At 61.2% G+C, this 20,609-nt stretch carries 20 protein-coding genes; 13 read left to right on the top strand and 7 right to left on the bottom strand.

Annotated features, from left to right (window positions below; all coding sequences use genetic code 11):
* Positions 1-12: 12 nt before the first annotated feature.
* Positions 13-534: a winged helix-turn-helix transcriptional regulator gene (locus tag QQL79_RS07410; RefSeq protein WP_284389437.1), complete on the top strand. Its 522-nt coding sequence runs from the start codon at positions 13-15 to the stop codon at positions 532-534.
* 256 nt (positions 535-790) lie between these two features.
* On the opposite strand, the gene QQL79_RS07405 is transcribed toward QQL79_RS07410, so the two are convergent.
* On the bottom strand, positions 791-1,822 hold the full coding sequence (locus QQL79_RS07405; protein WP_284389436.1) for an aldo/keto reductase: 1,032 nt from the start codon (positions 1,820-1,822) through the stop codon (positions 791-793).
* 282 nt (positions 1,823-2,104) lie between these two features.
* Here QQL79_RS07405 and QQL79_RS07400 point away from each other — a divergent pair, with 282 nt between their 5' ends.
* Positions 2,105-2,506, top strand: coding sequence for a hypothetical protein (locus QQL79_RS07400; protein ID WP_284389435.1), 402 nt, complete (start codon positions 2,105-2,107; stop codon positions 2,504-2,506).
* 126 nt (positions 2,507-2,632) lie between these two features.
* Positions 2,633-5,281: a type I DNA topoisomerase gene (gene topA / locus QQL79_RS07395; RefSeq protein WP_284389434.1), complete on the top strand. Its 2,649-nt coding sequence runs from the start codon at positions 2,633-2,635 to the stop codon at positions 5,279-5,281.
* A 147-nt stretch (positions 5,282-5,428) separates the two neighbouring features.
* Here topA and QQL79_RS07390 read toward each other — a convergent pair whose 3' ends face one another.
* Positions 5,429-5,800, bottom strand: a complete 372-nt coding sequence (locus QQL79_RS07390) for a GIY-YIG nuclease family protein (protein ID WP_284389432.1) — start codon at positions 5,798-5,800, stop codon at positions 5,429-5,431.
* 152 nt (positions 5,801-5,952) lie between these two features.
* Between QQL79_RS07390 and rnr the strand changes: the two genes are divergently transcribed.
* From rnr to rpmG, 3 genes are all read left to right on the top strand, one after another.
* Positions 5,953-8,235: a ribonuclease R gene (gene rnr / locus QQL79_RS07385; RefSeq protein WP_284389430.1), complete on the top strand. Its 2,283-nt coding sequence runs from the start codon at positions 5,953-5,955 to the stop codon at positions 8,233-8,235.
* Positions 8,235-8,642 carry a DUF983 domain-containing protein gene (locus tag QQL79_RS07380; RefSeq protein WP_284389428.1) on the top strand — a complete coding sequence of 136 codons (408 nt, stop codon included), beginning with the start codon at positions 8,235-8,237 and terminating at the stop codon, positions 8,640-8,642. Before rnr ends, QQL79_RS07380 begins: the two co-directional genes overlap by 1 nt.
* Positions 8,643-8,732: 90 nt before the next feature.
* Positions 8,733-8,900: a 50S ribosomal protein L33 gene (gene rpmG, locus QQL79_RS07375; protein WP_035096841.1), complete on the top strand. Its 168-nt coding sequence runs from the start codon at positions 8,733-8,735 to the stop codon at positions 8,898-8,900.
* Between the two features lie 397 nt (positions 8,901-9,297).
* Here rpmG and QQL79_RS07370 read toward each other — a convergent pair whose 3' ends face one another.
* Both QQL79_RS07370 and QQL79_RS07365 read right to left on the bottom strand, forming a co-directional pair.
* Positions 9,298-10,668, bottom strand: a complete 1,371-nt coding sequence (locus tag QQL79_RS07370; protein ID WP_284389416.1) for a PleD family two-component system response regulator — start codon at positions 10,666-10,668, stop codon at positions 9,298-9,300.
* Positions 10,669-10,749: 81 nt separating this feature from the next.
* The gene (locus QQL79_RS07365) at positions 10,750-11,121 is read right to left on the bottom strand and encodes a response regulator (protein ID WP_035096845.1); all 372 of its coding nucleotides are present in this window, start codon (positions 11,119-11,121) and stop codon (positions 10,750-10,752) included.
* 98 nt (positions 11,122-11,219) lie between these two features.
* Here QQL79_RS07365 and QQL79_RS07360 point away from each other — a divergent pair, with 98 nt between their 5' ends.
* From QQL79_RS07360 to QQL79_RS07330, 7 genes are all read left to right on the top strand, one after another.
* Positions 11,220-11,498: a DUF3572 family protein gene (locus QQL79_RS07360; protein WP_284389413.1), complete on the top strand. Its 279-nt coding sequence runs from the start codon at positions 11,220-11,222 to the stop codon at positions 11,496-11,498.
* A 2-nt stretch (positions 11,499-11,500) separates the two neighbouring features.
* Positions 11,501-12,826: a DNA polymerase IV gene (locus QQL79_RS07355; RefSeq protein ID WP_284389412.1), complete on the top strand. Its 1,326-nt coding sequence runs from the start codon at positions 11,501-11,503 to the stop codon at positions 12,824-12,826.
* On the top strand, positions 12,823-13,281 hold the full coding sequence (locus QQL79_RS07350; RefSeq protein WP_284389410.1) for a RidA family protein: 459 nt from the start codon (positions 12,823-12,825) through the stop codon (positions 13,279-13,281). Before QQL79_RS07355 ends, QQL79_RS07350 begins: the two co-directional genes overlap by 4 nt.
* A gap of 56 nt (positions 13,282-13,337) precedes the next feature.
* Complete coding sequence (locus tag QQL79_RS07345) at positions 13,338-14,099, top strand: glycerophosphodiester phosphodiesterase family protein (protein ID WP_284389408.1); 762 nt, start codon at positions 13,338-13,340, stop codon at positions 14,097-14,099.
* 83 nt (positions 14,100-14,182) lie between these two features.
* Positions 14,183-15,355: a GNAT family N-acetyltransferase gene (locus tag QQL79_RS07340; RefSeq protein ID WP_370461246.1), complete on the top strand. Its 1,173-nt coding sequence runs from the start codon at positions 14,183-14,185 to the stop codon at positions 15,353-15,355.
* A gap of 59 nt (positions 15,356-15,414) precedes the next feature.
* Positions 15,415-16,539, top strand: a complete 1,125-nt coding sequence (locus QQL79_RS07335) for a hypothetical protein (RefSeq protein WP_284389406.1) — start codon at positions 15,415-15,417, stop codon at positions 16,537-16,539.
* 3 nt (positions 16,540-16,542) lie between these two features.
* Positions 16,543-16,959 (top strand): HIT family protein, encoded by a 417-nt coding sequence (locus QQL79_RS07330; protein ID WP_284389404.1) that lies wholly within the window; start codon positions 16,543-16,545, stop codon positions 16,957-16,959.
* Positions 16,960-17,202: 243 nt separating this feature from the next.
* On the opposite strand, the gene QQL79_RS07325 is transcribed toward QQL79_RS07330, so the two are convergent.
* Genes QQL79_RS07325 through proS form a run of 3 tightly spaced genes read right to left on the bottom strand, consistent with a single transcriptional unit; the run spans position 17,203 to position 20,598 of the window.
* A complete protein-coding gene (locus tag QQL79_RS07325) occupies positions 17,203-17,889 on the bottom strand; it encodes an ABC transporter ATP-binding protein (RefSeq protein WP_284389402.1) in 687 nt (228 codons plus the stop codon).
* Positions 17,882-19,252: an ABC transporter permease gene (locus QQL79_RS07320; RefSeq protein ID WP_370461186.1), complete on the bottom strand. Its 1,371-nt coding sequence runs from the start codon at positions 19,250-19,252 to the stop codon at positions 17,882-17,884. The genes QQL79_RS07325 and QQL79_RS07320 overlap by 8 nt, the downstream gene beginning before the upstream one ends.
* Positions 19,249-20,598: a proline--tRNA ligase gene (gene proS, locus QQL79_RS07315; protein WP_284389400.1), complete on the bottom strand. Its 1,350-nt coding sequence runs from the start codon at positions 20,596-20,598 to the stop codon at positions 19,249-19,251. Before proS ends, QQL79_RS07320 begins: the two co-directional genes overlap by 4 nt.
* Positions 20,599-20,609 lie beyond the last annotated feature (11 nt).

Below are 20,609 nucleotides of genomic sequence, written 5' to 3'. Positions count from 1 at the left end.
AGGATACTGCCCATGACTCGTGACCATCGCTCCGGCTGCCCCATCAATCTCACTCTCGAAGTGCTGGGCGATAAATGGAGCCTGCTCATCCTCCGCGACATGATTTTTGGCGGCAAGCGGCATTTCCGCGAGCTGCTGCGGTCGCAGGAGGGCATTGCCAGCAATATCCTGTCGCAGCGCCTCGCCATGCTGGTCGAGGAAGGCCTGCTGACCAAGGCCGACGATGCCAGCCACAAACAGAAGGCGATCTACAGCCTCACCGGCCCGGCCATCGAACTCGTGCCGATCATGGCGCAGCTCGGCTCATGGGGCCGCCGCCACCAGCCGGTTAGTGCAGAGCTCAGCATCAGGGCGCAGTTGCTGGAAGAAGGCGGCCCGACCATGTGGGACCAGTTCATGGATGAATTGCGGACGGAGCATCTCCATACCCCGTCACGCTGGCCCGCCCCCACCGTGCGCCAGACCTTGCAGGCGGGATATGAAGAAGTCGTCGCCCGGCAACAGGCGGGGCAAAATCCCCCGCCTGAGCGGTAAGCCTCTCCACCGGGGCATTCCGGCGAAAGCGTGAACTTCTGTTTTGCGATTGATGGAGCGCCGATCCAATCCCCTCCCCCTTGAGGGGAGGGCTAGGGTGGGGGTTCCGCGGCCTCCAAAGGCTCAGAGTTGGCGGAGAATACAGAACCCCCACCCTCAATCCCTCCCCTCAAGGGGGAGGGAGGCAGATCGGGACTCTCTAAACGCTCGGCCTCGAACCAGGTCCAGGGAGGCCCTAATGACTAGATTTGGCTCCCTACCGCCCACCTTCCAGCTTACGGTTCCGCTGGTTGATGCCGCCTGCGCCATACGGATAATCGGCCATGACCGGCTTGCTGGCCTCGCTCAGCGTCCTGATATCCGCCGCGCTCAGCTTGAGCGACACCGATTTCAGATTATCCGCCAACTGTTCGCGGGTCCGCGCGCCCAGGATTACCGAGGTCACCGCCGGCTGTGCCGCGACCCAGGCGAGCGCGACCTGCGCCATGCTCACATTCTGCGCCTTGGCGATATCCTCGACGGCGCCGATTATGTTCCAGGTCGCGTCCTTGGCATTGCGGGCTTCGAACGCCTCCATGCCGCGCTTGGGGTTTTCACCCAGCCTTGTGGCCCCGGACGGCATCTGGTCGCGCTTATATTTGCCCGAGAGCCAGCCACCGCCCAATGGCGACCACGGCAACAATCCGATCCCGGCATCGAGCGAGGCCGGCACGATCTCATGTTCGATGTCACGAACCAGCAGGCTATATTGCGGCTGCAGCGTCACCGGCGGCTGATAGCCATTGAGCTTGGCCAAATAGACCGCCTTGGTCAGCTGCCAGCCGGTAAAGTTGGAAAAGCCGTAATAGGCAATCTTGCCGTTACGGATCGAGTCATCGAGAAAGCGCAGGGTTTCATCGAGCGGCGTCAGCGCGTCAAAGGCGTGCATCTGGTAGAGATCGATCCGCTCGACCCCCAGGCGCTTCAGCGAAGCATCCAGCGCAGCGCCGAGATGCTTGCGCGACAGACCCAGGTCATTGGGGCCCTCGCCCATCGGAAACCGCCCCTTGGTGGCGATCACCAGGTCCAGCTCCCTGCCCGGCTTGGCCTTGAGCCAGCGGCCGATGATCTCTTCCGATATGCCGGTGCTATAGACATCGGCCGTGTCGATGAAATTGCCGCCTGCCGCCACATAATCGTCGAGCAGCAGGTGCGATGTGGCTTCGTCCGCCTCCTTGCCGAAGGTCATCGTGCCCAGGCACAGATGCGAAACGACTGCGCCGCTATTGCCCAGTTTGCGATAGTCCATGCTCGATCTCCTCCTCGGAATGGCCCGCCATGCCTCCACCGGCCCGGGGCGCGGCGAACTCACGGACAGCCGTCAATGCGCGACGGCCGGTTTGCTGGATGTGTGAAACGGTTCGCCTGACGAGGCGACCACCCCCATTCCTGCATAGAACCTGCCACGCTGACAAGACTGCAACGTTACAATCGCGCTTATCGATGGCGAGCCCCCTTGGGAAGGCGTAGAATTACGCCGCTCGTGATCGGCTCCGGGGAGATGCTTGAACGAGCATTGGGGAGAGGACGAATGCCTAGAATTTCCAATCTGTTCTTCAAGGCGGCCATAATATTCCTGATCGTGGGGATCGGGATCGGCCTGCATATGTCGATCAGCCAGAACCACAATGTGATCGGGGCGCATGCCCATATCAACCTGCTCGGCTGGGTCACCAGCGCCCTGTTCGGCGGCTATTATGCGCTCAACCCCGCCAAGGCAGAGCGGCGCCTGGCCTTCATTCATTTCGGCGTCTACACCACCGGCGTCGTGCTGATGGCCGTATCGCTCTACTTCCTGCTGCAGGGCGTCACCGCGCTCGAGCCGGTCGTGGCGCTCAGCTCGCTAATCGTCTTTGCCGGCGTGCTGATCTTTGCCTGGACCGTGTTTTCCCGCGATACCGAAACAGTAACCCGCAAGGCAAGCCTGGCCTGACGACACCCTCCGCTCGGCCCTTTTTATGAGAGGGCCGAGCCCGCTTGGAAGGGGGCCGTTGACACTTCGTTCCGCCTTCACCATGTTGCGCCACCTCGATACAAGCGGTTGCGGAACGGAATATCCATGAAGGTCGTCGTCGTTGAAAGTCCGACTAAGGTCAAGACAATCAACAAATATTTGGGCTCGGGCTATGAAGTCCTGGCGTCCTTCGGCCATATCCGCGACCTGCCCGCCAAGGACGGTTCGGTCCGTCCCGACGAAGATTTCGCCATGTCCTGGGAGGTCGATACGGCCTCTCGCAAGCGCGTCTCCGACATCGCCAATGCCCTCAAGAATGCCGACGGACTGATCCTCGCCACCGACCCGGATCGCGAAGGCGAGGCCATTTCCTGGCACGTGCTCGATGTGCTGCGGCAGAAGAAAGCGCTCAAGAAGGACGTGCCGGTTCAGCGCGTCGTCTTCAATGCCATCACCAAGGACGCCGTTTCTCAGGCGATGGCCAATCCGCGCGAAATCGACATGCAGCTGGTCGATGCCTATCTCGCCCGCCGCGCCCTCGACTACCTCGTCGGCTTCACCCTTTCGCCCATTCTCTGGCGCAAGCTCCCCGGCTCCCGCTCGGCCGGCCGTGTGCAATCGGTGACGCTGCGCCTGGTGTCCGATCGCGAAGCCGAGATCGAAAAATTCCGCCCTGAGGAATATTGGTCCGTCGAAGCCAAGCTGGCGCAAAAGGGCAAGAGCTTTCTCGCCCGCCTCTTTTCGGTCGATGGCAAGAAGACCGACAAGCTCGACATCAAGACCGGCGAGAACGCCGCCGAGCTCAAGCAACTCATCGAATCCGGCCAGTTCAACGTCTCCAATGTCGAAAAGAAGCCGACCAAGCGCAATCCCTACGCGCCTTTCACCACCTCCTCGCTGCAACAGGACGCCAGCTCCCGCCTGGGCCTGTCGCCGAGCCGCACCATGCAGATCGCCCAGCGTCTCTACGAGGATGGCCTGATCACCTATATGCGTACCGACGCGGTGCAGATGGCGCCCGAAGGCATTGCCATGGCCCGTTCGGTGATCGGGAAATATTTCGGCGAGGAATACCTGCCCGAAAAGGCCCGCATCTACCAGACCAAGGCCAAGAACGCCCAGGAAGCGCACGAGGCCATCCGCCCCACCGACATGTTCAAGCGGCCGGAAAACCTCAATCTCGATGCCGACCAGTCCAAGCTCTATGGCCTGATCTGGCGCCGCACGCTTGCCAGCCAGATGAAATCAGCCGAAATCGATCGCACCACGGTCGATATCGCCGTCAACGTGCCCGGCCGCCAGGTCGAATTGCGCGCCGTCGGCTCGGTCGTCACCTTCCCTGGTTTCCTCAAGCTCTATGGCGTCGAGGCCAAATCCGACGAGGATGAGGAAGACGAGGACAGCCGTGAACTGCCCCCGCTGGCCGTGGGCGACAAGCCCGATTTGCAAGCCGTCGATATCGAGCAGCATTTCACCCAGCCGCCCAGCCGCTATACCGAAGCCAGCCTCATCAAGAAGATGGAAGAGCTCGGCATCGGCCGCCCCTCGACCTATGCGGCAACGCTCTCCACCCTCAAGGATCGCGACTATGTCCGGCTCGAGGGCAAGGCACTGCATCCCGAGGATCGCGGCCGCATCGTCACGGCTTTCCTCGAGAGCTTCTTCACCCGCTATGTCGAATACGGCTTCACCGCCGGGCTCGAAGAGCAGCTCGACCAGGTCTCGGCCGGCGATATCGACTACAAGGTGCTGCTGCGCGAATTCTGGAAAGATTTCACCCACGCCACCGACGAGATCAAGGATCTGCGCGTTTCCGAGGTGCTCGACGCACTGAACGAATTGCTGGCCAGCCGCATTTTCCCACCCAAGGAAGATGGCTCCGATCCACGCCGCTGCCCCACCTGCGGCACCGGCCAGCTCTCGCTCAAGCTCGGCAAGTTCGGCGCCTTTATTGGCTGCTCGAACTATCCCGAATGCAAGCACACAATGCAGCTTTCGGACGCGGCCTCCGGCCAGTCCAGCGAGGCCGCACAGGGCGATGGCATTCTGGGCACCGATCCGGAATCGGGCGAAGAAGTGTACCTGAAAACCGGCCGTTTCGGCCCCTATGTCCAGCTCGGCGAGGGCAAGGAGCCCAAGCGCAGCTCGCTGCCCAAGGGCTGGGAGGCGGCCACGCTCAATCTCGAACAGGCGCTCAGGCTGCTGTCCCTGCCGCGCGAGGTGGGCTTGCATCCCGAGACCCAGCTCCCCATATCCGCCGGCATCGGCCGTTACGGCCCCTTCGTCCTGCATGATGGCAAATATGCCAACCTGCCCGATGTCGAAGAGGTGTTCACGGTCGGTATCAACCGCGCCGTCGACCTCATAGCCCAGAAAGCCGCAGGCGGTTTCAAGCGCGGCGGCGGTGCATCGGTGGCTGCCATCCAGACCTTCGAGCACGACAACGGCCCCATCACCGTCCGCGCCGGCCGCTACGGCCCCTATGTCAACCAGGGCAAGATCAACGCCACCATACCCAAAGATGTGCAGCCTGAAGCAGTGACGCTGGATCAGGCCGTGCAGTGGATCGCGGCGAGAGCCGAGGCCACGGGGACGAAGGTGAAAAAGGCGCCGGCGAAGAAGGCGGCTGTGAAGAAGCCGGCAGCGAAAAAGGCCACGGCCAAAGCTGCTGCCGATAAACCGGCCGCCAAAAAGGCGGCTCCGAAGAAGGTTGCGGCGAAGAAGGTTGTTTCGGACGAGGACGTTCCGTTCTAGGCACCGCATTATCCTCCTCACGATGTCATCCCGGCGAAGGCCGGGATCCATGCTGAAGGCCAACCGCAACATCGCATGCCGGGAGACGGCACAGCATGGATTCCGGCCTTCGCCGGAATGACACGGTGGTTGGGAAATAATCGGGACCTAAAACCCCATCACCTCATCCGACAAATCTCGCCAATCGGGATTCAACTCCTCAATCAGCCGCTTCTTCCATTCCCGGCGCCAGTCCTTGATGCGCTTCTCCCGCTGTATCGCGGCAGTCGCATCCTGATGCACCTCGTACCAGACCAGCCGCTTCACATTGTACTGCGCGGTGAAGCTCTTGGCGAAGAACCCGGTCCGGTGCTGCCACATCCGTCCGGCCGGATTACCCGTGACGCCGGTATACAGCGTCCCATTCTTCATGCTGCACACCATGTAGACGATGAAGGTCTTGGCCATTTGCCGAGCTAAGCATCGGGCCACCGATCTGTCATCACCCACAATGTCATTCTGGCGCAGGCCGGAATCCATGCTGTGCCCTCCCCCCACACTCGATGTCGCCAATAGCCCTCAGCATGGATCCCGGCCTGCGCCGGGATGACGCCGCGCAAACACCCACCCACAAAATTAGCAATCCCCACCGAATTACCCTACATATCACCCGACACACAGAAACATCCTGAATGCCTATCCCAACCAAAAAACCCAAAAACACCTCCGGCCCCAAGCGCGCGCGACAACCCGCTGCTGGCGCTTTGCCGACCCGCGAACAGCTTCTGGAAGCGCTCGCCCAGCAATCCGACATCAAGGGCAAGCGCGATCTTGCCAAGGTGTTCGGCATCCGCGGCGATATGCGCCGGCCGTTCAAGGCCATGCTGGCCGAGCTTGAGGGCGAGGGTGTCATCACCCGCACCCGCAAGGCCCTGCGCCGCACCGCTGCCCTGCCCCATGTCACCGTGCTCGACATTCCCAGCGATGCCGACCCGGACAATCTCCACGCCTTCCCCGCCCAATGGAACGAGGAAGAAGGCGAGCGTCCGCGCGTGGCCGTGCTGCAGGGCCGCGATGCCCGGGTTGCCCCCGCGCCGGGCGACCGCATCCTCGCCCGCATCGATGCCGGCGAGGCGGACATCCCGGTCTACACCGCCAAGACCATGAAAATCCTCGACAAGCCGCGCCGTGCCCATATCGGCATCGTGCGGATGGACGAAGATGGCGCAAGGCTGATCCCGGTCGATCGCAAGCAGAAGGAAATGCGCATTCCTCTCGGCGATCTCGGCGAGGCCGGCGATGGCGATCTCGTCGAAGTCGAGGTCAAGCTCTCCGGCCGCTTGATGATCCCGCGCGCCAAGGTCACCGCCGTCATCGGCAATCCGCTCTCGGAAGGCGCGGTCAGCCTCATCGCCATCCATAACCTCGAAATCCCCTACCGTTTCCCCGCTTCGGTCGTGCGCGAGGCCGAAGAGGCCAAGGAAGCAACGCTCAAGGGCCGCGAAGACTGGCGCGAATTGCCCCTGGTCACCATCGATCCGCCCGATGCCAAGGACCATGACGACGCCGTCTATGCCGAACCTGACACGGACGCCGCCAATCCCGGTGGCTTTATCGTCTATGTCGCCATTGCCGACGTTGCCGCCTATGTGCGCCCCGGCACGGCGCTCGATCGCGAAGCCTATCTGCGCGGCAATTCGGTCTATTTTCCCGACCGCGTCGTGCCCATGCTGCCCGAGCGCATCTCCAACGAATTGTGCTCGCTCAAGGAAGGCGAGCCCCGCGCTTCGCTGGCCGTGCGCATGGTCATGTCGGCCGATGGCCGCAAGCGCAGCCACAGCTTCCATCGCGTCCTGATGCGTTCGGCCGCCAAGCTGAGCTATCAACAGGCCCAGGCCGCCATCGATGGCAATCCCGATGACAAGACCGGCCCGATTCTCGAACCCATCCTGCGCCCGCTCTGGGCCGCCTATGCGGCCATGGCCAAGGCACGCGACCAGCGTGGCCCGCTCGACCTCGATCTGCCCGAGCGCAAGATCGTGCTCGACGACAAGGGGCTGGTAAAGGATATCCGCATTCCCGAGCGGCTCGATGCCCATCGTCTCATCGAGGAAATGATGATCGCGGCCAATGTGGCAGCGGCCGAAACGCTGGAAGCCAAGCGCTCACCCCTGCTCTATCGCGTGCATGACGAGCCCAGCAGTGAAAAGCTGCAGGCGCTGCGCGATTTCCTCGGCTCGCTCGATATTGCGGTCAAAAAATCCGATTCCGTCCGCGCCAGCGATTTCAATGGCGTGCTCGCCCAGTCCCGCAAGGCGGGCAATGTCGAGCAGGTCAGCGAGATGGTGCTGCGCAGCCAGGCTCAGGCCGAATATGCGCCGGAGAATTACGGCCATTTCGGTCTCAACCTTGACCGCTATGCCCACTTCACCTCTCCCATCCGGCGCTATGCCGACCTCATCGTCCACCGGGCGCTGATCAAGGCGCTCGATCTTGGCCAGGATGGTCTCTCCGACCAGGAAGCGCTCAAGCTGACTGGTATCGGCCAGCACATCTCGGCCACCGAGCGCCGCGCCATGCTGGCCGAACGGGAGACCGCCGACCGGCTGCTGGCGCAATTCCTCGCCGCCCAGATCGGCGCCCGCTTCGAGGGGCGCATTTCCGGCGTCACCCGCTCGGGTCTCTTCGTGCGCCTGCTCGATACCGGCGCCGATGGCTTTATCCCGGCCTCCACCCTTGGTCAGGACTATTATCGCTATGTCGAGGAAATCCAGTCCATGGTGGGCGAACGGACCGGCGAGAAGTTCGGCCTGGGTGACCGGGTAACCGTCCGGCTTCTCGAAGTCGCACCGATTGCCGGCGCCATGCGGTTCGAACTGCTGTCCGAGGGTCCGCGCGTCAATCCGTCATCTTTCCGCCGTGGGCAGAAGCGCCCATCTAGGTCCTATGGGCCTAAGGGCCGCAAAAAGAGGTGATGAAGATGACCGCAGAGGTCACCACGCTGGAAGATCGGCAGACCTGGCAGGCGATTTGGCGGGGCACTTTGTGCAAGTGCCCCCATTGCGGCAAGGGCAAGATGTTCAGGTCCTACCTCAAGGTCACCGACTATTGCGCCTCCTGCGGCGAGCAGCTCGACCTGCATCGCGCCGACGACTTCCCGCCCTATATTGCCATCATGATTGTCGGCCACCTGCTGGTCGCGGTGATGCTGCATATAGAAATGACCTGGCACATCAATCCGATGACCTATATCTACACCATGGTTCCGCTGGCCATTATCCTGCCACTGGCCATTCTGCCCTCCACCAAGGGGGCAATTGTCGGCTTCCAATGGGCCAAGCGCATGCATGGCTTCGGCCACCCGGACGAAGCCCGGAACTGAAGCTTGACAATCTCAGCCAAATCCGTAGTTTGCGCCCAAATTCCGGCGCTGCCATCCGCAGCGCCTTTGGTTTTGTGAAGGACCCGAAGAATGGCCAAAGCCGCCTCCGTAAAGATCAAGCTGGTGTCGACGGCCGATACCGGTTTCTACTACGTCACCAAGAAGAACGCCCGCACCCAGACCGAAAAGCTGTCGTACAACAAGTATGACCCGGTCGTGCGCAAGCATGTCGAGTTCAAGGAAGCCAAGATCAAGTAATCTGGCGCCTTCGATCTGAATGCAAAAGCCCCGCATCCTCGATGCGGGGCTTTTTGCTGGGTTGTCATTTGCGAAGGTTTGATGCGCTGGATGCTAACAGTCTGCTAGCAGACTGGCGCATTGGCGATACCGAATGTCGCGAGTGGCTGGCCCGGAGCGGCATGTCGAAGAGGCCACTCTATCCGCTTCCGGACCAGCCGCCCTACGGGGGCTCAGGTGTTGCGGCGGACCCGAGACAAGCCGTAGGGAGCTGTCAGCAAAGCTCCGTAAGTAGGGCCCGCTGTTTGATCGGACCCTACTCCGGCAGGTCGTAAACTCAAGCAAATCCAGGCCACTTACACTGGTAAGCTCTTGTTAATTATAACAGCTAACCCTAACGCGTCCAATTGCAGCTTTCTCAAGCCGCGTCGAACACCACCCTATTGCGCCCCTCGCGCTTGGCCCGGTACAGCGCCACATCCGCCCGCTTGATCAGCGTTTCGGGCGTGTCGGTCAGGCTCTCGTTCAGCGTCACCCCCACCGACACCGTCACCGGCAGCATCCGCCCCGCCCCGGCCTCGAAACCGCGCTCGGCAATCGACAACCGCACCCGTTCGGCAATGGCTTCCGCCTGACGGAAATCGGTATCGGGCATCAGCACCACGAACTCCTCGCCGCCAAAGCGGCAGGCTAGGTCAACCCCACGGATATTGCGTTTCAGCCGGGTCGCGAACTCCTTGAGCACCACATCGCCCGTGTCGTGGCCATAGGTATCGTTGACCGCCTTGAAGTGATCCACATCCAGGATCATCAGCGCCATATCGCGCCCCTGCGTCTGCGCCTTGTTCAGCATGACGCTCAGATGCCGCTCGAAGTAGCGGCGGTTATAGAGCCCCGTCATGTCGTCGATCACCGCCATGGCCATGGTCTGGTGCACGCTGTGACGCAGCTCAGTGGCATAGCGCTGGCGTCGAATCTGCGTCCGCACCCGGGCGGCAAGCTCGTTGCGCTCCACCGGCCGCATGATGAAATCGTTCACGCCAAGATCGAGCGCCCGCACCACTTTGGGCCGGTCCGCTTCGTCGGCGATGAGGATAATCGGCAGGTTGCGGGTATGTTCGAGCGTCCGGATCTGCGAACAAACCCGTAAGGGATCGAAGTCGGTCAGCGACATGCAGATCAGGGCAAGTTCGTAGTTCGCGCCGGTCACCTGGAAGACCGCATCGGCCGGCTGGGTCAGCACATCGGCCTGATGACCCGGCGTCAGATAGGCCTTGATCCGCTCGGCATGGCGCGCATCGGTATCGACGATCAGGATCGAACCATTGTCGGCATTGATCTTGTCCATCGCCCGGAAGGCATCTTCGATGGCGATCTGCTGACCGGTCATGGCCCGCGAGCGCAACTCGTCGGTGAGCGACTTGAGGCGCACGAGGCTTTTGACCCGGGCCATCAGCTGCATGTCATCGACCGGCTTGGTCAGAAAATCGTCAGCGCCGACTTCCAGGCCCTTGACCCGGTCAGAGGGCTGGTCGAGCGCGGTGATCATCAGCACCGGCACGTGATGGGTACGGGTATTGGCCTTGAGCCGCCGGCAGACTTCGAATCCATCCATCACGGGCATCATCACGTCCAGCAGCACCATGTCGACATCGGAGCTTTCACAGATATCGAGTGCTTCCTGCCCGGAAGAAGCGGTCACCACGTCGAAATATTCCGCGGTCAGCCGCGCCTCCAGCAGCCGGACATTGGTGGGGATGTCGTCGACGATGAGGATACGCGCAGTCACTTGGCAGCCTTCAGCTCATTGCCCATCCGCAGCGTCCACCACGGATTTGGAGCGAGCCCGACCAGCCTCAAAGATGACCGCTCAGGCAGGGCCAATATAGTGGGCAATAGTTTCCAGAAAATGAGGCACCGAAATCGGCTTGCTGATGTAACCCTCGCAACCGCCCTGAAGTATCCGCTCCTCATCGCCTTTCATGGCGAAGGCGGTGACGGCGATAACCGGGATATGCGCCAGGTCCTCGTCATCCTTGAGCCATTTAGTGACAACCAGGCCCGAAACCTCCGGCAGTTGGATGTCCATGAGAATCAGATCGGGATGATGGGCGCGCGCCAGATCGAGCGCTTCCATGCCGTTTCGGGTCTGGATCACGGCATAGCCGCGCGATTCGAGCAGATCGTTGAAGAGCTTCATGTTCAGCTCGTTGTCTTCCACGATCATTACAGTCTTGGGCATCGATCCATCCTCGCGCCACGGGACGCTGGCGACACTTCGCTTTGCCGCCCCGTTCAGCTACCATGCTATCTCTTACAAAACACCAAATGAGGCCGGCGGTGCCGCGTATCCAGACTATCCAACCCGATGTGGCAAGCCTCGCCGATTCCTGCCTCGGTTACCTCGCGGAAAATCCCGATGAACTGCTCGCCTTCATGCAGTTCGCCGGTTTCGACCCCGATATGCTGCGCCGCTCCGTCGGTTCTTCAGCGCTTCAGCGCGGCTTGGTGGACTACTTTGCCTCAAACGAGTCGATTCTGCTCGCCCTCTGCGCAAATACCGGCATTACGCCCGAAGCGTTCATGCGGGTGTGGCAGCGCCTGAACCCATCGGGATAGACATGGCAATCGATTGGCTTTGCCGCGATTGCCTCGTGCATGGCTCCGCAACGGCGGCGCCGCAGCGCTGCCCAGGTTGCGGCTCACCACGGCTTGTGGCGCATGAAGAACTCTTTGCGCTGAGCACGGCGCATGTCGATTGCGATGCCTTTTATGCCTCGGTCGAGAAGCGCGACGATCCCTCTCTGCGCGACAAGCCGCTGATCATCGGTGGGGGCGTACGCGGCGTGGTCTCCACCTGCTGCTACATTGCCCGCCAGTCTGGTGTCCGCTCGGCCATGCCCATGTTCAAGGCGCGCCAGCTCTGTCCCGATGCCGTCATCCTCAAGCCGGATATGGCGAAATATGTCGATGTCAGCCGGCAGATCAGGCGCCATATGGAGGCTCTCACGCCGCTGGTCGAGCCCTTGTCCATCGACGAGGCCTTTCTCGATCTCTCGGGTACCCAGGCGCTGCACAAGGCTCCCCCTGCCCTGGTGCTTGCCCGTTTCGCCAGAACCATCGAGACCGAGATCGGTGTCACCATTTCTGTCGGGCTCAGCCACAACAAATTCCTGGCCAAGGTTGCGTCCGATCTCGACAAGCCGCGCGGCTTCGCAGTGATCGGGGCGGCCGAGACGCTGTCATTCCTGGCGCCCAAACCCATCAGCCTCATCTATGGCGTGGGCAAGGTGTTTGCCGAGACATTGCGCAAGGATGGGCTGATAACGATCGGCCAATTGCAGGACGAGCCGCCCGAAAATCTGATGCGTCGCTATGGCGAGATGGGCGCTCGGCTGGCCCGGCTCGCACGAGGCCAGGACAGCCGCCGTATTTCGTCAGATAGCGAAATGAAAACAGTCTCATCCGAGACGACATTCAACACCGACATAAGCTCTCTGGAAGCTCTCTCCACCGAGTTGTTGAACGTCACCGAACGCCTGTCCGAGCGCCTCAAGGCCAAAAATATCGTTGGCGATACGGTGACGTTGAAACTGAAATCTGCCGGTTTCCGCTTGCGTACGCGCGCCCGGCACCTGATGATCCCCACGCAGCTTGCCAGCGTCATCTACGAGACCGGCCTATCGCTGCTGGGGCGCGAAATCGATGGCACCGCATTCCGGCTGATCGGAATCGGCGTTTCGGGTATTGAACCGGCCGATGGGACAGATCCGGCGGATTTGCTGGAACCCGCCGTGGCTCGCAAGGCGGCCGCCGAACGCGCCATGGACCGGGTCCGCACCCGGTTTGGCCGCGAGGCCGTGGTGCGTGGCAAGCTTTATGGAATACGGCCGGCGCGCCCGCCGCTCGATATCGATGACGACCAGAACGAAGGTAAGACCAAATGACCAGCCCGATCGAAAAGCTCCGCGAATACGGCTATGAACTGCCCGCCCCCAAGGCTCCGGTGGCCAGCTATGTTCCGGTTACGCGGACCGGCAATATCCTCTATGTGTCGGGGCAGATTTCGAGCAACGAAGCCGGAGTCGTGACGGGCCTTTTGGGTGACACGATGAATGTCGTCCAGGGGGGCAATGCCGCCGAGCTGGCGGCGCTCAATGTGCTCTCACAGATCGTTCACATGGGCGGCGTGCCGCTGCAGGATATCAAGCGCATCCTCAAGGTGACGGTTCTGGTGGCTTCCACTCCGGACTTCACCGAACAGCATCTGGTGGCCAATGGCTGCTCCAACCTGCTGGTGGGCGTGCTGGGCGACAAGGGCAAACATGCCCGCGCCGCGTTCGGCGTCGCGTCCCTGCCCTTCGGAGCCGCAGTCGAGATCGAGGCCGTAGTCGAGGTGTAACGCCATCGTCATATTGCGGTGCCACTCAGGCCGCCAAATTCAAGATGAGGCACACCATGTCCGAAGCTCTCTTTCCCCATCCCGTTGCCCATCGCGGCCTGCACAATCGCGCTGCCGGCGTTATCGAGAACAGCGCCAGCGCCTTTGAAGCCGCCATTGCCGGCGGCTTTGCCATCGAATGCGACCTGCAGCTGACCAGCGACGGCGTGCCGGTGGTTTTCCATGATGATGAGCTGAAACGCCTTACTGGCAAGGACGGTCCGGTTTCGTCCCTCACCGCAAACGAGATGACCACGACACCGCTGCTGGACAGCGCCAAGGGCGAATGCCCGCAGCGGCTCGTCGACTTCCTGGCCCAGATCGGCGGTCGCGCTTTGCTGCAGGTCGAGCTGAAGCACCAGAACGACATTGCCGGTACGCAATTGCTCGCCCGTGCGGCGGCCGAGGCGCTCAAGACCTATACCGGTCCGGTGACTGTCGAATCGTTCGACCACAATCTCATCACGCTGGTTCGCCAGTTCGGCTTTAGCGGGCCGCGGGGCATCATCACCTATGATTACGAACCCAATGAGTGGGATAGCCACCTGACGGATGACCAGCGTTATACCCTGCGCCATCTGCTGCATTGGCATGAAACACAGTTCGATTTCATTTCCTGCGCCGCCAATGCGCTCGAATTGCCGGCCATCAAGTTCTGGCGGGCGCTGGGCAAGCCGGTTACCGCCTGGACCATCCGGTCAAAGGCCGAGGCAGACGCGGTTGCGGCGCATTCCGATCAGATCGTCTTCGAGGGCTTCGATCCCGCCAAATCCGCGTGATTGAATAGGGTGGCGGCCTTCCAATGGCGGCCGGCGCGACCTATGTTTAGGCGACCTGCCGACCTCCGCCCGGAGTTTCCGCTATCCCCTCGCCTTCGCTGACTGCCACCATCTATCCATCGACCTCGGCCATTCCGGCCGAGACGTGGAACGCATTGGTCCCGTCTACGGACGGCAAGACCGACAATCCGTTCCTGGACCATGCGTTTTTCCTGGCGCTGGAACAATCTGGCTGCGCCTCCGCGCGCACCGGCTGGCAACCGCAACATATCGTCCTGACCGATGGAGAACAGCCGCTGGGCCTGATGCCGCTGTTTCTCAAGTCGCATTCCATGGGCGAATATGTGTTCGACCATGGCTGGGCCGATGCCTATGAGCGGGCCGGCGGCAGTTACTATCCCAAGCTACAATGCTCGGTGCCATTCACTCCGGCCACCGCCCCCAAATTGCTGGTACCGTCTGGCGACCCGGCCGTTCGGGCGGCCTTGCTCTCCACTGCGCAACAATTGGCCACGCAGCGGCGGGCCTCATCGGTTCACGCCACGTTCGTGCCAGAGGCGGAGGCTGCCGCCATTGCCGCGGACGGCTGGCTGCGGCGGATGGATACCCAGTTTCACTGGTTCAATCGCGGCTTTGCCAGTTTCGATGACTTTCTCGACACGCTCTCATCGCGCAAGCGCAAGACCATACGCCGCGAGCGCCGCGATGCCCTGGCCGATGGGTTGACCGTCAAATGGCTGACCGGCAGCGATTTGATGGAGCATCATTGGGACGCCTTCTATGACTTCTACGAGGATACCGGCGCCCGCAAATGGGGACGCCCCTACCTCAATCGGGAATTCTTCTCGCGGCTGAACCAGACCATGGCCGACCGCATCGTGCTCATGCTGGCCTATGACGGGCCTACCCCGATTGCCGGCGCCATCAATTTCCTGGGTTCGGATCGGATCTTCGGCAGGAATTGGGGCTGCACGCGGGACGTCCCGTTCCTCCATTTCGAGCTCTGCTACTACCAGGCGATCGACTATGCCATCGAGCACAAGCTTGCCGTAGTCGAGGCCGGCGCCCAGGGCGAGCATAAGCTGGCGCGCGGCTATGAGCCGACACCAACCTATTCGGTGCATTGGATCGCCCATCCGGGTCTTCGCGACGCGGTGGCCGACTTTCTCGAGCATGAGCGGCTATCGGTCGCTCATGAGCAGCTTTTGCTGGATGGCCATACGCCATTTCGCAAAGGCGAGCGGACCGACCACTAGCCGGGGCGTGGCGCTATCGCCACTTCCATCGACCGGCCCTGGCCGATATGTAGGATGCCATGATCTGGGATATCGTCGTTTTTGCCTTACAAACCGCCCTGGTGTTCGTCGTTTCGACGGCGCTGTTCGATGCGCTGCACTGGACCCTGCACAAATGGGAAAAGTCGCGCTTCAAGCTGCTGCGCGTGCTCTCGTCATGGCATTGGGTCCATCACAAGTTCCTTGGCCTCGATATGCAGATCAACCCTGCCTATGCCAGGCAGAATATCTGGTTCCACGTGCTGCCCGAATACCTCACCTCGATGGCCGGCACGCTCATTTTCCTTTTGGTATTCCCCTGGCCTCCAATTGCCCTGGTGGCCGCGATCCGCACCATCATGCTGGTGCTGACGCTCAAGGAAGAAGGGCTGGACTACAACCATATGTCGATGGACCGCGTCGGCGGCCAGCAAGGGCTGCTGTGGGTGGACAATAATTACCACGCCATGCACCACGTCTATCCGCACAACTTTTTCTCGTCCTTCACCAATGCATTCGACTTGATCTTCGGCACCGGTTGCCAGATCGAGGGCCGGCGTTTCCTCGTTACCGGAGCATCGGGCGCATTCGGCTCGGCCATGGTGGCAAAGCTCCAAAAGCTGGGCGGCATAGTCGAAACCGCCAAATCTGGTGTAGATTTTTCGGCCGGCAGTTACGATGGAATGCGGCAGAAGCTGGAGCGTGCCGATGTGCTCGTCCTGGCACACGGCGCCAAGACGGACGATTGCTGGAACGCCAATTTCGTGACGTTCCGCGACCTCACCGAGCTCTTTACCGAAATCGGCAAGACCCGGCTGACGCCACCCGAAGTGTGGGCACTGGGATCAGAAGTGGAATTCCATGGCGATATGGGCCTGGAGGAACTCAAGGCCTATTCGGCCTCCAAGCGGGCCTTTGCGGCCCAAGCGCTCGACTATTACCGTTCCGACGCGCTGATCTATCGCCATATCGTCCCCTCTTCCTTCACCTCTGCCATGGGCAAAGGCGCGATGAGCGCGGAAACGGCAGTCAATATCGCCTTGTTCTTCATCCGGCGGAGTTTCAAATATGTGCCGGTGACCTTTACCGGCCTCGCCGTCCTCAATTATTTCCGCTTTCGTTTTTTCCAGAAGGGCCAGCCGGATCAGCTCAAGCCGGCGGAGTGAACCATGACCTACGACCCGTCCAACATCTTCGGCAAAATCCTGCGCGGCGAGCTGCCGGCGCACAAGGTCTATGAAGACGACACAGCCCTGGTGATGATGGACATCTTCCCCCAGTCCCGCGGTCACACGCTGATTGTTCCCAAGGCTGCGTCACGCAATTTGCTGGACGCAGACCCTGCGACGCTAGCTGCCGTCATTCCCCTGGTGCAGCGCGTGGCCAGGGCCGCCAAGGCCGTAACGGGGGCGGATGGCGTGCGTGTCGCGCAGTTCAACGAAGCGCCCGCCGGGCAGACGGTGTTCCACCTGCATTTTCACGTCATTCCGGCCTATGACGGCGTACCGCTGGGCGCTCATGCCGGCGGCAAGGCCGATGATGCCGAGCTTATCGCCTTGGCCAAGGACATCGCCGCAGCGCTCTAGCCGAAGTAGCAAGTAGACCTCATCCTGAGCCTGCCGAAGGACGGGGCATGTCGTCAGGGCACGACCTCGTGGTTCGACGAGCTCACCATGAGGTCTACTTGATAAGGTCTACTTGGATTAATTAGGGCGACGGACGACGGTCAAAGTCGCCAGAATTGCCGTGATGGCGATGATCATCAGCAGAGCCATGGGCGTGTTCCTCCACCAAGGAAGAATGCGCCCAATGGCAAATCGGTTCAATAATCACAAAGAATGATCGACGACGAGACCATTTCGTAGGGTGACGATGCGATCGGCCTTGCGGGCAAGGTCGTGATTATGCGTGGCAATCAGGGCCGCGGCCCCCTCTGATTTGATCAGACTGCCCAAGGCGGCGAACACCAGGTCGCTGGTTTCCGGATCGAGATTGCCCGTCGGCTCGTCGGCCAGGATCACCTTGGGCCGGTTGGCGGCCGCCCGGGCGATGGCCACGCGTTGCTGCTCGCCACCCGACAGCTCCGCCGGCCGGTGGGAGGCCCGCTGCCCGACGCCAAGCAGATCGAGCAGCTCCATCGACCGCCTATCGGCCTCAGCCTGAGGCTTGCCGGCAATGAGCTGGGGCATGGTGACGTTTTCGAGCGCAGTGAATTCGGGCAACAGGTGATGAAACTGGTAGACATAGCCCACTGTCGACCGGCGCAGCTGCGTACGGCCGCGGTCACCCAGCTTGCTCGTCTTGACGCCGGTAATCTCCACTTCGCCGCCCTGCGGGCTTTCCAGCAGCCCTGAGAGGTGCAGTAGCGTTGATTTACCCGCACCGGACGGCGCGACCAGGGCGACCATCTCACCGCTCTGCACGGTCAGATTGGCCGCCTCGAGCACGCGAACGATTGTGTCGCCTTCCCCGTAGTGACGGTGAACGCCAGTCAAAACCAGATGTGGCTTACTCATAACGCAGGGCCTCTACTGGATCATACTGGGCGGCGCGCCAGGCGGGGTAAAGCGTGGCCAGGAAACTGAGCCCCAAGGCCAGGCCAACAACGACCGTCACTTCGACGGGATCGGTCTTGGAAGGCAGCGAGGACAGGTAGAACAGCTCGGGCGGGAAAATGGCCACACCCAGTGTATTGGAAACGAAGGCTCGCAGCGGTTCGGCATTGGCGGACACGATGAGACCCAGCACAAGGCCCGCCAGGGTTCCGACAAACCCGATCGTGGTACCGGTAATCGAAAAAATCCGCATGATTGAACCCCGGGTGGCGCCCATCGTTCGCAGCACCGCGATATCCGAACTCTTGTCCTTCACCAGCATGATGAGGCTGGAGATGATGTTGAAGGCCGCCACGAGGATGATCATGGAGAGGATCGTAAACATCACCACCCGCTCCACCTGCAGCGCAGAAAAGAAGGTCTCATTGCGCTGCTGCCAATCGGTCAGCACGAGTGGGCGGGTGTTCGGATTGCTCTCAATACGCTGCCGCATGACCGTGATATTGTCGGGATCATCGATGAAGACTTCGGCGGCCGAGGCCTGGCCGACACGCTGATAGGCCGCATCGATTTCCTCATCGGTTGCCATGGGGTCGAGCGGCTTCTGGCCCGGCTTCAATACGTCTTCATAGAGCTTGAAATAATCCTGCGCCGGCTCGATCGGCATATACATGAAGAAGCTGTCGAACTCGACCATGCCCAGATCGAAGATCACCGTGACCGGGTAGGAGCGGATCTGCGGCGTCGAACCGAAGGGCGTCATCGCCCCGTCGGGGTTGATGATCTGGACCTGATCACCCAGCGACACGCCCAGCGTCTGGGCCAGCCGATAGCCGATGGCAATGCCGTTCGAGCTATCCCAATTGTCCCAGCCACCCTGGCTTGCAGCGCCATAGAGCAGCTTGAGTTTCTTGATATTCTCCTCGTCCATGCCGCGCACGGTGACGCCGGTGGAATTGCCCCGGCCCGAGGCCAGCACCTGGCCCTCGACGAAATAGACGGCAAAGGAGACGCCTGGAATGTCCTGGAGGCCGGCGACGGTCTCCTTGTAGTCGGTGAATTCCCGCTCGATTGGGTAGGCCGTGAAATGGCCATTGAGCCCGAGAATCTTGGTCAGCAGCTCACCGCGGAACCCATTCATCACCGACATGACGACGATGAGCGTCGCCACGCCGATGGCGACGCCCACCATGGTGAGGCTGGCGATCACCGAAATGAACGCCTCCTTGCGGCGGGCGCGCAGATAGCGGCCGGCAATCATCCATTCAAAGCGGGAGAAAGGCTTGGTGCCCTTGTTGAGCGCCGGCTGCCCCAGATCGGTCAAATGTCAGTCTTTCTTTGCGGTTCGATCAGCGCCTTGAGACGCGCGACGGCGTCGGCGATCGGCAGCGTTTCACGCTCGCCACTCTTGCGGTGCTTGATTTCGGCCTCACCAGCCTTGAGCCCGCGCGGCCCCAGGATGATCTGGTAGGGGATGCCAACGAGGTCGGCAGTGGCGAATTTGGAGCCAGCCGGCTGGTCGCGATCGTCATAGAGCATGTCGAGACCTGCCGCCGACAGCTCGCCATAGAGCTTGTCGCAAGCCGCGTCGCATTCGGCATCTCCCGCCTTGAGGTTGATCAGCACAGCTTCGAACGGCGCCACCGAAACCGGCCAGACAATGCCGGCGTCGTCGTGGAATGCCTCGATAATGGCTGGAACCACGCGCGTCAGACCGACGCCGTAAGAGCCCATATGCACTGTGGTTTCCTTGCCATCCTGGCCGGTGACGGTGGCCTTCATGGGTTCGGAATACTTGGTGCCGAAGTAGAAAATATGGCCGACTTCGATGCCGCGCGCAGAAACCCGCTTGTCCTCGGGGACCGCGGCTTCATAGGCAGCCTCGTCGACCATTTCTTCGGTCGCGGCATAGAGCGAGGTCCAGTCGTCGACAATGGGCTTCAGGTCGCCACGGAAATCGGTGTCCTTGGACGGAATGGGCTTTTCCAGCAGGTCGCGATGACAGAACACCGCGCTTTCGCCCGTATCGGCCAGAATGATGAATTCGTGGCTGAGGTCACCGCCAATGGGGCCGGTATCGGCGCGCATGGGAATGGCCGTCAGCCCCATACGGGCATAAGTGCGCAGATAGGCCACGAACATGCGTTCGTATGCCTTTACCGCTGCGTCCTTGTCCAGATCGAAGGAATAGGCATCCTTCATCAGGAATTCTCTCGAGCGCATGGTGCCAAAGCGCGGACGCAGCTCGTCACGGAACTTCCACTGGATGTGGTAGAGGTTGAGCGGCAGGTCCTTGTAGGATTTCACATAGGTCCGGAAGATGTCGGTGATGACCTCTTCATTGGTGGGACCATAGAGGAATTCGCGCTCGTTCCGGTCCTCAATGCGCAGCATTTCCTTGCCATAGGCGTCATAGCGCCCGCTTTCGCGCCAGAGATCGGCCGACTGGATGGTGGGCATGAGCAATTCGATCGCGCCGGAGCGGTTCTGCTCCTCCTCGATGATGGCCTTGACCTTCATCAGCACCTTGTAGCCGAGCGGCAGCCAGGAATAGAGGCCCGAGGCTTGCTGCCGGATCATACCGGCCCGCAGCATCAGACGATGAGAGGCGATTTCGGCTTCCTTGGGAACGTCCCGCAGCACCGGCAAAAAATAACGAGACAGGCGCATTTCCGCTCCAC

This window comes from Devosia yakushimensis, assembly GCF_030159855.1.
GTDB classification, from domain to species: Bacteria; Pseudomonadota; Alphaproteobacteria; order Rhizobiales; family Devosiaceae; genus Devosia; species Devosia yakushimensis.
Note: the sequence above shows the minus strand (reverse complement) of the source record. Positions and strands in the feature narration are given on the sequence as shown.

Excerpts from the sequence above, each read along its gene's own strand:
- QQL79_RS07410 (WP_284389437.1), top strand. The coding sequence starts at position 13 with ATGACTCGTGACCATCGCTCCGGCTGCCCCATCAATCTCACTCTCGAA.
- QQL79_RS07405 (WP_284389436.1), bottom strand. The coding sequence starts at position 1,822 with ATGGACTATCGCAAACTGGGCAATAGCGGCGCAGTCGTTTCGCATCTG.
- QQL79_RS07400 (WP_284389435.1), top strand. The coding sequence starts at position 2,105 with ATGCCTAGAATTTCCAATCTGTTCTTCAAGGCGGCCATAATATTCCTG.
- topA (WP_284389434.1), top strand. The coding sequence starts at position 2,633 with ATGAAGGTCGTCGTCGTTGAAAGTCCGACTAAGGTCAAGACAATCAAC.
- QQL79_RS07390 (WP_284389432.1), bottom strand. The coding sequence starts at position 5,800 with ATGGATTCCGGCCTGCGCCAGAATGACATTGTGGGTGATGACAGATCG.
- rnr (WP_284389430.1), top strand. The coding sequence starts at position 5,953 with ATGCCTATCCCAACCAAAAAACCCAAAAACACCTCCGGCCCCAAGCGC.
- QQL79_RS07380 (WP_284389428.1), top strand. The coding sequence starts at position 8,235 with ATGAAGATGACCGCAGAGGTCACCACGCTGGAAGATCGGCAGACCTGG.
- rpmG (WP_035096841.1), top strand. The coding sequence starts at position 8,733 with ATGGCCAAAGCCGCCTCCGTAAAGATCAAGCTGGTGTCGACGGCCGAT.
- QQL79_RS07365 (WP_035096845.1), bottom strand. The coding sequence starts at position 11,121 with ATGCCCAAGACTGTAATGATCGTGGAAGACAACGAGCTGAACATGAAG.
- QQL79_RS07355 (WP_284389412.1), top strand. The coding sequence starts at position 11,501 with ATGGCAATCGATTGGCTTTGCCGCGATTGCCTCGTGCATGGCTCCGCA.
- QQL79_RS07350 (WP_284389410.1), top strand. The coding sequence starts at position 12,823 with ATGACCAGCCCGATCGAAAAGCTCCGCGAATACGGCTATGAACTGCCC.
- QQL79_RS07345 (WP_284389408.1), top strand. The coding sequence starts at position 13,338 with ATGTCCGAAGCTCTCTTTCCCCATCCCGTTGCCCATCGCGGCCTGCAC.
- QQL79_RS07335 (WP_284389406.1), top strand. The coding sequence starts at position 15,415 with ATGATCTGGGATATCGTCGTTTTTGCCTTACAAACCGCCCTGGTGTTC.
- QQL79_RS07330 (WP_284389404.1), top strand. The coding sequence starts at position 16,543 with ATGACCTACGACCCGTCCAACATCTTCGGCAAAATCCTGCGCGGCGAG.
- QQL79_RS07325 (WP_284389402.1), bottom strand. The coding sequence starts at position 17,889 with ATGAGTAAGCCACATCTGGTTTTGACTGGCGTTCACCGTCACTACGGG.
- proS (WP_284389400.1), bottom strand. The coding sequence starts at position 20,598 with ATGCGCCTGTCTCGTTATTTTTTGCCGGTGCTGCGGGACGTTCCCAAG.